The organism is Candidatus Chlorohelix sp., from assembly GCF_037138995.1.
In the GTDB taxonomy this organism is placed as follows: domain Bacteria; phylum Chloroflexota; class Chloroflexia; order Chloroheliales; family Chloroheliaceae; genus Chlorohelix.
Genome location: NZ_JBAXHI010000003.1, coordinates 99,746 through 114,095, shown reverse-complemented (window position 1 = coordinate 114,095; position 14,350 = coordinate 99,746). Strand labels below are relative to the sequence as shown.

Genomic DNA, 14,350 nt, shown 5'->3' with positions numbered 1-14,350 from the left:
TGCTATAGTCTTACTGGTAGAGTATCGTGCCAACGGCTTGGTAGCATTTGGCTTAAAATACGCCACCAATCACTAACCTGATAAAGGCGTGGGTTTTTATTAGAACCCTCTACCGCGCTGGGTGACGCTGCCGGAATATCCATATAAATAAATTTGGTAGCTTCGGTCATATGGAGTTTTTCACGCGCTTCCTGCTCAATACGGCGCAAGTTCACGAGTTTACCAATGTCAACATTTATAGCTTCGGCTTGCTGGTTTAAAACCGCTTCCCGTTCAGTAATTCTCTCTATATCATAGCCAAGCTGAACAATAATGCTGGTTTGGTTAAGGCAAATCAGAGCGGCAGCAGAAAGCATTAGCCCAAACAGCGCAAATCGCACCGCCAATTGCATATTTCTGGCTCGCTTAATTAGCTGTTCACGCGCAGCTTTCATCTTAAAAGCAGCTACCGTACCTATGAACCCGGTGTTTGAAGGGCGTGCGCCCGGTTCGTCCATGGGAATTTGCATGCTATCCTCAAATCCTGCAAGCAAGCTGAATTGCTTAAATCTATATGAGTTTTCAGTATGCCGGTAGAGTCCCTATATTTTTTCTGCTATTCGCAGTTTTGCGCTACGGCTACGCCGGTTAGAAGCCTGTTCTTCCGTTCCAGCTTCCATTGGTTTTTTGGTGATAATTTTCAGCGTTGGCATTTTGGCTTGCGCCAGATAAACCGGAACCCCCGGTAAATTTTCTCTTTCACTAGCAGCATCTCGAATAAAATGCTTTACAATGCGATCTTCCAGCGAGTGAAATGTGATAACCACCAGTCTTCCACCCGTTTCGAGTATTTCCACCGCCGCTTCCAAACCTGACCGAAGATTTTCCAGTTCGCGATTAACAGTTATTCGCAATGCCTGAAATACTCTGGTAGCCGGGTGAATCGGTCTTTTTTCTCGCCCGACGCTTCTACCGCCCGAAACTCTTTGAAGTAAATGTGCCAGTTCCAAAGTAGTTTTAAATGGAGCGTGTTGGCGTGTCTCAACAATTGCTCTGGCAAAACGGCGGGCTTGAGGTTCTTCCCCAACCTCGAAAAAGATTTTTATCAAATCTTCTTCGCGCCATTCATTTACAATTCGAGCGGCAGTCAAATCTCCCTGAGTTTTTCCTAGCCTCATATCAAGAGGGCCATCCCCTTGAAAGGAAAATCCGCGTTCGGGGTTATCCAGTTGCATAGAACTGACCCCTAAATCCAGCAGAACGCCCTGCACTGGCGAAAAATTCAATTCGCGGGCTATCTGCGCCATTCCAGAAAAATTACTTTGAACCAGTTTTGCGTTATCGCCGAAAGATTCTAGCCTTTTCCGAGCAATATCCAAAGCTATGGAATCAACGTCTAGTCCTAAAAGCTGACCGTCAGGGGCGATTCTTTCCAATATTCCAAAAGCATGACCACCTGCGCCCAATGTGCCATCTACGTAGCGACCGCCTACTCTTAGATTTAGAGCCTCCAGCGATTCACGCCACAGTACCGAAAAATGAGGATAGTTGCCTAAAGGCTGGTTCATCATTACACCAGTTGTAGGTTGCCCATACGTGCCGCCATTTCGCTGCCTTTCTCCTCTACCACTTCCTGCTCATGCTCCCAGCGTTCTTTATTCCAGATTTCAATTCGGTTATTCACACCGATTACCATTACCGTTTCATCTTCGCCTTCAATGGCGGCATATTTGCGTAATTCCTGTGGAACGGTAATACGCCCCTGCTTATCAAATTCGCATGGGGATGCGCCGGAAAAGAAATTGCGCTGTAAGGCGCGTGCATCTGGATCGGTAGTGGGAAGGGCTTCATACTCGGAGGCAAGTTTCTGAAACTCTACATCGGTGTAAAGTGCGAGGCATTTATCTACGGAGCGAGTAATAAACATCCCGGCTTCTAGTGAATTCCGGAACTTGATAGGAACGGCAAGCCGACCCTTGATATCTACATTATGTTCGTAGCTACCAAAAAACACAGCCTTACTCCCGAAATAGGCTCTCTTTTACACGCAAACTTACGGATTCAGAGTGGTTTAAGTAGTAATTGTCCCCACAAATCACCACTTAATGCCTCAAATCACCACTACTTCAGTTAATTATACATAATATTCCATACATTACAAGGGTTTTTATATTTGACTCAGTAAGTTTACAAATTTGTAAGATTAGCAGGTCAAATTAAAACCCTGAGCAGTTCTCGGATTAGTACGTATGTTCTATGAAGTTTATGCAAACGAGTTGTTAATGTGCCTTTGTCCCTTGGGAATTAATTATTTTTGGAGAGCAGGTCCCGTTATACTAGGGTAATACAATAATAAATAACCCGATTTGGAACCCGAAAAGTGGACCGAATTTTGGAAAGACCGAGAGGACCGAAAAATGACCGATTAAAAGCAGTATCCTTAGCTATTACACAAGTTATAGCATAGTTGACCTTAAAGAGTCAACTGCGAATTGCGCTATTTTCCAGATATTCCCGGCTTAAGCTGTCAGTTGCTCAAATCTTGGTATAATACCCCTTATATTTTCAGCCTTATAAAATTTGGAGAGGAGTAACCAGATGAGCGATAGCGGTTTTGATTTGTCGGGCAAAGTAGCGATAGTAACGGGCGCATCTCGCGGTATCGGGGAAGCAATTGCAGTAAGATTGGCAAAAGCTGGAGCAGACCTAGTAATTGCCTCCCGCAAAACAGAAGGTTTAGATGAAACTGCCGCCACCATCGAGGCATTGGGGCGAAAAGCGTTGATTGTTCCCACTAACACCAGCAATAAAGAACAGGTATATGCTCTTATAAATAAGACTATAGAAACCTTTGGCGGAATAGATATTTTAGTAAATAACGCTGCCACTAACCCACATTATGGACCCTTGCTTGAAAGCGAAGACAGCCATTGGGAAAAAACTATTCAGGTCAATTTGCAGGGCTATTTCTGGGCAATTAAAGCCTCCGTTCCTTCAATGCAAAAGCGTGGGGGCGGTAAAATAATTAATGTAGCTTCAATCGCAGGTTTGCATTCTCTCACATGGCAAGGTTTGTATGGGATTACTAAAGCAGGGGTTATTCATATGACTATGACACTTGGCAATGAACTGGGCGCATCAAATATACAGGTAAATGCAATCGCGCCCGGCTTTATCAAAACTAAGATGAGTAGCGTACTTTGGAAAAATGAAGAGCTTGCCAGCAAAATGGTTTCTCAAACCCCTGCCGGACGTATCGGCGACACCGAAGACATAGCAGGAGTAGCCTTATTTCTGGCATCTTCCGCTTCTAATTATATTACCGGGCAAACGCTTGTTGCGGATGGCGGTATTACAAACGTCTATACCTCTTAAATAGCACCGCAATAAAAAACCCTCTCCTGAATTTCTCAGGAGAGGGAGAGCGGTTAAAGCTCTTTTAGTAATCCATACCACCGCCCGGCATCGCAGGAGCGGACGATTTTTCTTCCGGCAAATCAGTGATAAGAGCTTCAGTGGTGAGTATCATACCAGCAATTGAAGCGGCATTTTCAAGAGCGCTGCGAGTTACCTTTACAGCCTCGATAATACCTTTTTCAATCAAGTCCACATATTCACCGCTAATCACATCATAACCAAGATGAGGGTTTTTCTGCTCGGCGGAGAGGCGCTGTACAGTCTGGAGAACTACTGAACCATCCTGACCAGCGTTTACCGCGATTTGGCGCAAAGGCTCAGTCAGAGCGCGGCGCAGAATGTTCACGCCCGTCAATATATCACCGGTTGCCTTCACGTCCTCAAGGGCGCTGATAGAGTTTATCAAAGCCACGCCACCGCCCGGTACGAAGCCTTCTTCAACCGCAGCACGGGTCGCGCTCAAGGCATCCTCAACTCGGTGCTTCTTCTCTTTCAGTTCGGTTTCAGTGCTGGCGCCTACACGGATTACAGCCACGCCACCCGCCAATTTAGCCAACCGTTCCTGCAACTTCTCACGATCAAAGTCGCTGGTGGTGGTTTCAATCTGGGCTTTAATTTGATCTACGCGAGCTTTGATGTCTTTCTCATCGCCATGACCTTCAATGATAGTGGTATCATCTTTGGTGGACACTACGCGGCGAGCTTTACCCAAATCTTGCAGAGTAGCGGAGTCAAGTTTGCGACCGAGTTCTTCGCTGATAACCTGACCACCAGTTAGGATAGCAATATCGCGAAGCATTTCCTTGCGGCGATCTCCAAAACCGGGGGCTTTAACTGCCAGCACGTTCAAAGTACCGCGCAGTTTGTTCACCACCAAAGTCGCCAACGCCTCACCGTCCACATCCTCAGCAAGAATCAAGAAATTCTTGGTTACGCTCAAAGCCTTTTCAAGGATGGGCAGCACTTCGGAAATAGCGGAAATCTTCTTATCGGTGATGAGAATTAACGGGTCATCCAGTACGGCTTCCATTCGCTCCGAGTTAGAAACGAAGTACGCGCTGATATAACCGCGGTCAATTTGCATACCTTCGGTATATTCTTTTTCGTATTCACGACCACGGCTCTCTTCAACGGTGATAACACCGTCCTTGCCGACCTTCTCCATAACATCGGCAATCAGTTCGCCAATTTCGGCATCAGCCGCAGATATAGTGGCAACCTGAGCTACCTGAGCGCGAGTGCTTACTTCACGGCTATAGCTCTTGAGTTTTTCTACAATTGCATTGGTACCAAGGTCAATGCCTTTTTTAAGCTGCATTGGGTTTGCACCGGCAGCCACGTTGCGTAGACCTTCATGTACGATGGCTTGAGCCAACACGGTTGCAGTGGTGGTGCCGTCACCGGCAACATCATTGGTTTTGGTAGCGGCTTCCTTTAGAAGTTGCGCACCCATATTTTCAAAAGGATCTTTGAGTTCGATTTCTTTAGCAACAGTTACACCATCATGGGTGACGGTAGGGGCGCCGAACTTTTTGTCCAGAGCTACGTTACGACCCTTAGGACCAAGGGTAGTCTTTACCGCATTCGCCAGAATGTCCACACCGCGTTTAAGCGATTGGCGCGCCTCATCTGCATTCTGCAGCTGTTTCGGCATTTTTATTCTCCTTATTTATTTACTAATACAGATACAATTAAATAAAAACTTATGCTACGATTATTGCGAGAATATCTTTCTCGCCAAGAATCAGATATTCCTTACCTTCATGCTTGAACTCAGTACCGGCATACTTGGCGTATAACACCTTATCACCAGTCTTAACGTCCAGAGCTACCCGCTCGCCCTTATCGTTCAAACGACCAGCACCAACTGCAACTATTGTGCCTTCTTGGGGTTTTTCTTTGGCGGTATCTGGTAAAACGATACCACTCTTGGTCACTTCTTCTTTGGGAGTTGGTTCGATCACAACACGGTCGCCCAACGGTTTGAGAGTGACTGCCATTTGAGTATTACCTCCTTAAAATTTTGTCTTTAGTTCACCCGGCAAGTTACCGGGTTTCGACTCATTAGACATTTGTATTATATTCCTTATTAGCGCTCACTTGTTGCGAGTGCTAATTCCTGTGCTATGTTATTCCACTTGACCGTACCACGCAAGAATGCTTAGCAGTAATTACAAGCATTTACATAATTATTTTTGAGCTTATTAGCTATATTATTCTTCATTTTTCTTCATTTTTCAACGATTTTAGCAATTGAAGTGGTAGAGTGCTAACTCTAATATAACTCTTACACAAGTTTGACGCACTGCTACTAATTGGGTATCATCCTTGATGGTTTAGCTGCCAACCTTCAAGAAGGTTTGAACTATTCTCTTTTGAAGAAAGGGATTTTCGAGATTTGTCCACCATAAAATACCTGATTCTAGCTATGAGACCCAAGCAATGGCCCAAAAATGCCATTGTCTTTGCCGGTGTCGTATTTGATAACCACTTGTTCCAATACAATTATTTGTTAAAAGCCTTTATTGCTTTTATTCTTTTCTGTGGTATAAGCAGCGCGGTTTATTTGCTAAATGATTTGGTGGACATCGAGAAAGATCGCCAGCACCCCAAGAAACGCTTTCGTCCCCTGCCTTCTGGCAAATTAAAACCACGAGTAGCGTTTCTAGCAATGATATTGCTGGTAGCTATTACCATTCCCATCAGTCTTCTGCTTTCGTGGAAATTCGGGGTAGTAATCAGCGCGTACTTCATTATCCAGATTGCCTATAGCTTCTACCTGAAAAATATAGTGATTATAGATGTATTTACCATTTCCTCCGGGTTTGTGCTACGAGCGGTTGGCGGCGCATTTGTAATTGAGGTAAATGTGTCGGTGTGGTTATTGGTTTGTACTATGCTGCTCTCACTCTTTTTGGGGTTGTCGAAGCGGCGGCATGAATTGGTACTACTGGCAGAGGGAGCAACCGACCATCGCCGCATTCTCAAGGAGTACACTTCGGAGTTGGTGCAAGAAATGATTTCGGTGGTGACAAGCTCGGTGGTAATCGCTTACTCGCTTTATACCATAACCGCGCCGAACTTGCCCAAAAATAATTTGATGCCCCTCACCATTCCTTTTGTGCTATACGCTATTTTCCGCTACCTATATCTGGTATACCGGAGAGATGAAGGGGGCAGCCCTGAAGAAACCCTGCTGAAAGATTATCCGCTACTTATTGATATTTTCCTGTGGGGTATTACATCAATCGTAATTCTATATGTTTTCAAATAACTCAAAACCACTTCTTTCGAAGCTCACCTAAAACCTTATCAGTAAACTGGAAGCCCGCTTTGGAAGCAAGCACCGCATCTATCCCACAATAAGGGCAAATTGCGGTAAAGCCTCCATCAAACCAAACCTGAATTTCAGAGGGGTCGAATATTTTGCAGCAATGGTAACAGGCTGCCCGGTCACTTTCTTCTAATTGCTTCCGGTTATTAAACGAAAATTCAATAGCTTGTTCAGATTTCATTGTTGTAGATTTCTAGTCAGAATTTTAGTCGAGGATAAAAGTTGAAGATTCGCCTTGCAAAGAAACAGCCCGCCCACCATAGGTGCGAGCCAAAATTTCAGGCGTAAAAACCTGCCGCGAAGTACCAAGCGCAACCAAGCCGCGATTGATACAAGCGATATTATCACATTCACGAGCAGCCGCGTTTAAATCATGGGTTGCCATCAGAATGAGTTTTCCATGCTTCCGTTGGTGCTTGATTATATTAATAATCACTTCTTGACTTGTAGTATCAACTCCGGTTAGTGGCTCATCCAGCAAAATAATCTCGCCCTGCTGTGCCAGCGCCCGCGCCACAAATACACGCTGCTGCTGCCCACCGGAGAGTTGGCTGATTTGCCGCTGCTTCAGTGGCAACATGTCCACCAACTCCAACGCCTCCTCAACCACTACGTGGTCATCTTTACGGGGACCACGCACCCAGCCGATACGGCGATAACGCCCCATCATAACTACATCTTCCACAGTAACCGGATAATCCCAGCGAACTTCCTCTTTCTGAGGTACATAAGCCAGTTTCAAACGCGCCTGTTTTGCCGGAAGACCATTAACCATTACCCGTCCGCGATAGGGGGTTAAACCCAGAATGCTTTTAATCAGAGTGCTTTTGCCCGCTCCATTAGGACCTATTATACCTACCAATTGCCCGCTGCCAAGCTCGAAACTAACCTCCGAAAGAACGGTGTTTTGCCCATAAGACACTGACAAATCCTTAATCTCAAGCAAGGGATTATGTCCCTCTTCGTGGCATTCGGGTCCGCAATCCTGACCGAGCGAAATGCTGCTCAGATCGGGGAAATTTGATAAGTTTTTAGGCAATTTATCGGACATTTTCAGCTACTCTAACAAAAGCAATACATTCAAAAACGATTTTGATATATTGTATCAAAAAGGCGCTCGATTGCCAATTAAATATTTGAATTTTGCTTGGAACAGCAAAAAGAACCTAGAATAATAGAAGCAATTTGCTCAAATCCCTTGCCTAAAGCAAAAGCCCTAAATATTTGAACTTGAACACAATTGATTTATGTTATAATTATCGCAATCTGCGAAAATCCCGATAATTGCTTTTGAAGGAGATTTTACCTACTATGACCGCTGCCCTTGAGCCGCTAATCTACGAAATCAGCACACCCGGACGCAAAGCCTATTCGCTGCCCGAACTAGATGTACCCACCACCACTTTACCAGATGCTTCACTTCTGCGGGATCCAGATAAAATCGGTTTGCCCGAAGTAGCCGAATTGGATATGGTGCGTCACTTTACCCATCTATCCCGCTTTAATTATTCCATAGATGGGGGCTTTTATCCTTTAGGTAGCTGTACCATGAAGTACAACCCCAAATTAAACGAGGATATAGCGCGGTTGCCCGGTTTCTTCGAGGTACACCCCTTGCAAAGTGAAGATACGGTACAGGGCGCACTTCAGGTACAATACGATTTGCAAAGTGCGCTGGCGGAAGTTTCCGGGTTTGATGCAGTCTCACTACAACCTGCCGCAGGAGCGCAAGGTGAGTTGGTTGGAGTGCTTTGTATCCGCGCTTACCATTTGGCGCGTGGCGACAAAGCACGTACCAAAATTCTGGTTCCCGATTCTGCACACGGGACTAACCCGGCAACCGCCGCCATCTGTGGGTATCAGGTTATTACCATTAAGTCGGATAGTCGGGGAAATGTAGATTTAGCGCATTTACGCCAGATGGCGGGACCTGATATTGCTGGGCTAATGCTCACCAACCCAAATACGCTAGGACTATTTGACGAAAATTTGATGGAAGTCTGCGAAATAGTACATCGAGCAGGCGGTTTAATGTATGGAGATGGCGCGAACTTCAATGCAATAATGGGTATCGCCAGACCGGGCGACATTGGGTTCGATGTAATGCACATTAACCTTCACAAAACCTTCAGCACCCCCCATGGTGGCGGTGGACCCGGTAGTGGACCCGTTTGTGTGAAAACGCAACTTGCCGCTTACTTGCCAGAACCTGTAGTGGAAAAAGAACTTGGCGAAAATGGCGAAGCTCGTTATTATTTCAAGCATTTACCTGAATCTATCGGTAAAGTTCGCTCCTTTTGGGGTAACTTTGGGATGCATGTTCGCGCCCTTACCTACATAAAGGTACATGGGGGTGATGGTCTGCGATATGCCAGCGAAAACGCAGTGCTAAACGCTAACTACCTGATGCACAAACTCAAAGATGCCTTTGACCTACCCTACAACCGCACCTGCATGCATGAATTTGTGTTAAGCGGACGACGGCAAAAGGCGAAAGGCGTTAAAACGCTGGATATGGCAAAGCGTCTGCTGGATTATGGCTACCATGCCCCCACCATCTACTTCCCGCTAATCGTGGAAGAATCTATAATGATTGAGCCAACCGAAACCGAGAGTAAAACCACCCTTGATCAGTTTGCTGACGATATGCTTAAAATTGCACAAGAAGTAGAGAACGAGCCGGATTTGGTCAAGAATGCGCCACACAACACCCCGGTGCTGCGTCTGGATGAAACCACCGCCGCTCGCAAACCGGTTGTGCGTTTCCGCTGCTTCGGATAAAAGTAAGCTGTGCAAAAGATGACTCCATTTCTTTTAGTAGTATTGCCTACTTTAAACCGCCAATGCGGGTCTTATAATTGGCACAAATTGGGTAACATAACTCTCGATTTATTGTTCATGCCCTTTAGTTGTACAAAGAGAGGTAATTCATGAGGTTGGGGCTGGTTCAAAAAGGAAACTATAAAACCCTCGAATTCAATGACCTATCCGGCTATATGTTGGAGGTGAACGGCTATGTTTACAATTTTACCAACATAATCAACGCCACTCGCCATCGTATAAGGGAATTATGGCAAATTGAATGCCCTCCTGACTTGATTCAAAATCGCCTGCACTTCGGCGAAGAACAGTTTATGAACCGCTATTTGCGTGGCGAACATTACGGCGCTTTCAACCGCAGCGTCGGCTCTTATGTTGGTCTAGGTCTGTTGCCGGAAGAAGAAACCTATAATCTGGTAATACACGAAGTAGCGCACGAAATCCACTACCGGGATGGCAATTACAATCGCGCCGATGAAATATTGCGCGAACTGGTAGCGATTATGGCAGAATCTGAGTACGGAATCCGCGACTTCCCCTACGAACCACATTACACCAGCCAACAATTATTACTGCAATTGATGGAACTACCCGGTTTTGGAAAGCTTCCCTTTCTGGAGCGTTGGAAAATCATAAGCGGCGTGGGAGACGTAATCGGAATTTCTTATCTGGTCAATCACTATCTGGATGACCGGGATGGTAAGCAATTGCGAGCTTGGTTAGCGCGGCAGTGTGGCACAGAAGAGCAAGCCCGTGCCATCTTGAATACACTTGCCACAACCACCGCTAGTTATGCGCTCTTTAACCGCCAGTTAGTTATCAAGCGAATCCTGCAAATACAGGGCTTGAATGCACCTAACGGGCAAGTAGTCGCCACTATCAATCGCTCCTTGATGAACCTAAAAAATCTAGATCGCATTAATCCCGGTGAGACTTTAAGTAACCTGATAAATCAAGCTTTCTACAACTTGTAGTGGTAGCTGATTATTTTTCGCCCCTAGCTAACCTTTCTTGTCAAACCCTGCCACTTGATATAAACTTAGACTTCAAACCTAAAAGACTTATAACTGGATGGTGACTACGCTTGAGGATTTTGATTATCACCACAAACGGCATTACCAGAGAATTCGTAAGCTGGCCCGAACGGGTCTATGCGCGTGCGTTGGTAAAAGCTGGACATGAAGTGCATGCCTATGTTTATCTCGGCACGCAGAGTTGGAACAAGGAAAAACGCGAAGTAATAGACGGAGTTAAGGTCAAACGCCTCACACATCGCCAGTGGTTTTCACTTGACCTTATCAAATATTTGCTACGGGACCCCCGCCCAGACGTAGTACATCTTTTCCATCACAGCAATCAATTCAACTATTTGGCAACGCTTATCTGCCGTCTGCTCGGTATCCCGGTAGTGCTAAGTCCTTTTGGAATGCTGCACGACCCCTACCTGGTGGATGACCGCGATAGACCGCTAGAAACCCCCCCAAAGTATGATGAAATAATTACGACGCTGCCGCAGCTATTCAAAACGCTGCTACACCGCTTCAGACCCAAACGCGCCATCAAAAATTACCTATGGCATGCCCCCATCCTCCAAGCAAAAAAAGTAGTGGCGCTATCTGAACATGAGCGAGAGGTATTGATAAAACTAGGAGTCAGGCCGGAACGCACCGCAGTTATTCCAATCGCGCAAGACTCAGATTGGCTAGAGGGAATCAAGCCTGCGCCCAAATCGCACGATGAACTGAGGATTTTCTTTCTAGGACAGCTAAAATATCGCAAAGGGTTTGACCTGCTGGCAAAAGCTATCCCTGCGATTATTCAGAAATACCCACAAGCACGTTTCATTTTTGCCGGACACAGTCCCATCCATCGAGACGACCTGCTGAACATTGTGGATGAAGCTGGTATGCGCGGTTACATCCAACTACCCACCCACCTGAGCGAAGAAGAAAAAGCCGCCCTGTTCCTCAGCAGCGATTTATATGTGCTACCTACCCGCTATGAGGGATTCGGTATCCCTCTGCTAGAATCTATGAGCGCAGGTTGCCCGGTAATCAGTACCCGTATTCCGGTTATTGATGAGATTATAACCGAAGGGGTAAACGGGCTATTGTTCGATTACGACAACGCTGCCAGCCTTGCCAGCACAATTAACCACGCATTGGAAAATCCGTTCCTGCGTCACAAATTGTCCGAAAATGGCAAAACAGCGGTAAAGAAATACTTTACTCCCCAGATAATACAGCAACTTGAAAAACTTTATACTGAGGTTTGTAAAAAGCCCGGCACAGGCGCCGAATCTTCAGGTGCAGTAAACTCCCGATGAGAATTTTATACGCCATAGGGTCATATGGACCGCAGGTAATGGCAAGCGAAGTACACAGCGAAGTTATCAGGCACTTCCGCCAGAATGGGCATAAAGTAGATGTGTTCAGCCTCGCGGATTATAGCGGCAACGGTGAAGTAGGAGCTAAAGCCTTCGATTACGAAGCGGACGAAGTGACGGTGCATGCTATCAGTTTTAAGCGTACTTTGCTGAGACGAGGCTTGCGCTGGCTTTGTGGCAAAACTATCCGTTACGCCTTCTTTCTGGAACTGCTTTGGGGATATATTGCTTTTCTCTGGAAGCATCGCCGAAACTACGACTTCATTCAAGTCGAAGCGGCTTTCCCGCTAGGTACAGTTATCGCTATTAGCTCACTATTAGTCAAAATACCTTTCATGGTACATTTGCAAGGAGCAGACGTAACGCGCCTACCCGAATATGATTACGGTTACGCTCGTTATTTCATACCGCGGATGCTGGCGCGGTTCACTTTCCGGCGGGCGCTGGGTATTTGCGCGGTGTCTGAGGTAAACGAAGCCTACGCCTTGCAATTGGGCGCAGACCCGGACAAAATGGCTGTTATTTTGGTCAATGTCAGCGACAATGTATTTCCTCCCCCCGATTTGGATTTGGCAGAAAACAAAAAGCGCAAACAGCAAGAGCTTCGAGAACGTTATGGCTTAAATCCCGGTCCTATCCTGATTTCTTACGGGCGTTTGCATCCGGTTAAGGGTATTGACTGGCTGATTAAAGCCATGCCTGAAATTCGCCGCCGCTACGGTGATATTAATTTGCTAGTATGTGGTCCTAGCCGTATTACGCCACGCTTTGGCGATTATCGCCGTTACCTAGAAGATTTAGCAGACAAAGTGGGCGCAAAGGAAGATGTGGTTTTTACCGGAAGAATAGAATTTAGCCTTTCGCAAGATTATCTGGCTGGAGCAGACCTAGTTGTGGTGCCTTCCTTGCTAGAAGCCCTCAATAAAGTGGTAATGGAAGCGGCAGCGGTTGGCACTCCCTCAGTAGTCACGCGCACCAGTGGGGTAGCCTTGTACGCCTCCAGCGCGGGCGCAGCTATCAGCATTGACCCCTTCAGCGCAGAAGCATTGGCAGAAGGCATTCTCAAAGCATTGCCAAGGCTAGATGAAATGGGAAAGCGAGGACCTGCATTTGCGGCTCAATATAGTTCCGCCCGCACCGGAGAACGTTTGCTAGAGTTTTATAATCAACTTCTCAATCCCTCCAAAAAGAAAAAATCTAACGTTCGGCTTTGCTACGTGGCTTATCCTTCCAGCCTAACTTTGAAATCGGCAAATGCCATCCAAACCTATACCACCTGTCGCGAACTTAAACACCTGAATCGAAATGCGGAGGTTCTAATTCCCCGCTTGTTCTCTCGCGCCAGTCGCTTCGCCGACCTTGAAGTCAGGGCAAAGCACTTGCCGCGAGTACCCTTTAATTATTTCAGCAATTTTCCGCTCGTAAAGAAGCTCCCGTGGAGCTACGCCGAGCGAGCTTTCTTTGCACTTCTGGTAGGCTTCTGGCTATTAGTTAAACGTCTTTCAGGGCAAGGCTACAAAATTATTTATTCGCGAGACGTTATCGTTACCTATTTTCTAGTACGCTATTGGCATAAGTTACTCGGCGCAAAAATAATTTACGAGGCACACGACCTTGAACAGCGCAACCCTAGCCGCGCTAAAATTCTTGAAGGCTGGTTGCATAAGGTAGATAGTACCGTAATGGGAAAAGCCGATGGAGTAGTTTCACTAACACATGCATTTGTGGATTATGCTGCTGCACAAGGCTATCGTCCTAAAAACAGGGCTTTCGCGGTTATCCCCGATGCCTATGATGACAGCGTGTATCGCTCACAAGCTCAGCAAGAATGCCGCAAAAAACTGGAAATACCTCTCGATGCCTTTATCATTGTATATAGCGGTCTTACTTTTGCCTATCGAAGCCTTGATAAATTGCTCGAAGCTTTCAGCCGATTTGTTCAGGAAAAAAACGCCAATGCTTATCTTTATCTGGTAGGTGGTCGTCCTTTCGAGCAAGAAGAAATGAAGGCGCTGGCGGCAAAATTGGAAATAACAGAGCGAGTAAAATGTGTTGGGCAAATCTCGCCGGACAGAGTGAATTTATACTTGAATGCCGCTTCTTTGTTAGCAATTCCCGACACCGTAACCGATATTACCGCTTCGCCGCTCAAAATGTTTGAATACGCAGCGGTAGGGCGACCCGTAATGCTGCCGGAAATACCCGCCTTGCTAGAAATTCTAGGTCAGGATGAGGCTCTTTATTTCAAGCGAGGGGACATTACCGCAATGAAAGAAACATTAGGCAGGGCTTACTGTAACCCCGTGGAGACTAACAAGGCAGGAGAAAAGGGCAGATTGAAGGTACAGGCTTATACCTATACCAACCGCGCCCGCGCTATATTGGATTTTGCAGTGGAAATTCAGGGCTGACAT

The 14,350-nt window shown here is 46.2% G+C and carries 13 protein-coding genes; 6 read left to right on the top strand and 7 right to left on the bottom strand.

Features of this window, described 5'->3' with window-relative positions:
- Window positions 1-2: 2 nt before the first annotated feature.
- From WCK19_RS02730 to mraZ, 3 genes are all read right to left on the bottom strand, one after another.
- Window positions 3-509, bottom strand: a complete 507-nt coding sequence (locus tag WCK19_RS02730) for a hypothetical protein (RefSeq protein ID WP_342395817.1) — start codon at window positions 507-509, stop codon at window positions 3-5.
- A gap of 72 nt (window positions 510-581) precedes the next feature.
- Window positions 582-1,550, bottom strand: coding sequence for a 16S rRNA (cytosine(1402)-N(4))-methyltransferase RsmH (gene rsmH, locus WCK19_RS02725; protein WP_342395816.1), 969 nt, complete (start codon window positions 1,548-1,550; stop codon window positions 582-584).
- Window positions 1,550-1,993 carry a division/cell wall cluster transcriptional repressor MraZ gene (gene mraZ / locus WCK19_RS02720; protein WP_342395815.1) on the bottom strand — a complete coding sequence of 148 codons (444 nt, stop codon included), beginning with the start codon at window positions 1,991-1,993 and terminating at the stop codon, window positions 1,550-1,552. The genes rsmH and mraZ overlap by 1 nt, the downstream gene beginning before the upstream one ends.
- Before the next feature lie 584 nt (window positions 1,994-2,577).
- On the opposite strand from mraZ, the gene WCK19_RS02715 reads away from it, so the two are divergent.
- Window positions 2,578-3,354, top strand: coding sequence for an SDR family oxidoreductase (locus WCK19_RS02715; protein WP_342395814.1), 777 nt, complete (start codon window positions 2,578-2,580; stop codon window positions 3,352-3,354).
- A gap of 64 nt (window positions 3,355-3,418) precedes the next feature.
- Here WCK19_RS02715 and groL read toward each other — a convergent pair whose 3' ends face one another.
- Window positions 3,419-5,050: a chaperonin GroEL gene (gene groL / locus WCK19_RS02710; protein WP_342395813.1), complete on the bottom strand. Its 1,632-nt coding sequence runs from the start codon at window positions 5,048-5,050 to the stop codon at window positions 3,419-3,421.
- Between the two features lie 49 nt (window positions 5,051-5,099).
- Window positions 5,100-5,396 (bottom strand): co-chaperone GroES, encoded by a 297-nt coding sequence (gene groES, locus WCK19_RS02705; protein WP_341468260.1) that lies wholly within the window; start codon window positions 5,394-5,396, stop codon window positions 5,100-5,102.
- Window positions 5,397-5,794: 398 nt separating this feature from the next.
- Between groES and WCK19_RS02700 the strand changes: the two genes are divergently transcribed.
- The gene (locus tag WCK19_RS02700) at window positions 5,795-6,670 is read left to right on the top strand and encodes a decaprenyl-phosphate phosphoribosyltransferase (protein ID WP_342395812.1); all 876 of its coding nucleotides are present in this window, start codon (window positions 5,795-5,797) and stop codon (window positions 6,668-6,670) included.
- A gap of 1 nt (window position 6,671) precedes the next feature.
- Here WCK19_RS02700 and WCK19_RS02695 read toward each other — a convergent pair whose 3' ends face one another.
- Both WCK19_RS02695 and WCK19_RS02690 read right to left on the bottom strand, forming a co-directional pair.
- The gene (locus WCK19_RS02695; RefSeq protein ID WP_342395811.1) at window positions 6,672-6,911 is read right to left on the bottom strand and encodes a cytoplasmic protein; all 240 of its coding nucleotides are present in this window, start codon (window positions 6,909-6,911) and stop codon (window positions 6,672-6,674) included.
- Between the two features lie 24 nt (window positions 6,912-6,935).
- Window positions 6,936-7,781 carry a metal ABC transporter ATP-binding protein gene (locus tag WCK19_RS02690; protein WP_342395810.1) on the bottom strand — a complete coding sequence of 282 codons (846 nt, stop codon included), beginning with the start codon at window positions 7,779-7,781 and terminating at the stop codon, window positions 6,936-6,938.
- 260 nt (window positions 7,782-8,041) lie between these two features.
- Between WCK19_RS02690 and gcvPB the strand changes: the two genes are divergently transcribed.
- The 4 genes from gcvPB (at window position 8,042) to WCK19_RS02670 (ending at window position 14,347) form a co-directional block, all read left to right on the top strand.
- Complete coding sequence (gene gcvPB / locus WCK19_RS02685) at window positions 8,042-9,511, top strand: aminomethyl-transferring glycine dehydrogenase subunit GcvPB (protein WP_342395809.1); 1,470 nt, start codon at window positions 8,042-8,044, stop codon at window positions 9,509-9,511.
- Between the two features lie 149 nt (window positions 9,512-9,660).
- A complete protein-coding gene (locus WCK19_RS02680) occupies window positions 9,661-10,524 on the top strand; it encodes a hypothetical protein (RefSeq protein ID WP_342395808.1) in 864 nt (287 codons plus the stop codon).
- 110 nt (window positions 10,525-10,634) lie between these two features.
- Complete coding sequence (locus tag WCK19_RS02675) at window positions 10,635-11,876, top strand: glycosyltransferase family 4 protein (protein WP_342395807.1); 1,242 nt, start codon at window positions 10,635-10,637, stop codon at window positions 11,874-11,876.
- On the top strand, window positions 11,873-14,347 hold the full coding sequence (locus WCK19_RS02670) for a glycosyltransferase (RefSeq protein WP_342395806.1): 2,475 nt from the start codon (window positions 11,873-11,875) through the stop codon (window positions 14,345-14,347). Before WCK19_RS02675 ends, WCK19_RS02670 begins: the two co-directional genes overlap by 4 nt.
- The last annotated feature ends 3 nt before the right edge of the window (window positions 14,348-14,350 follow it).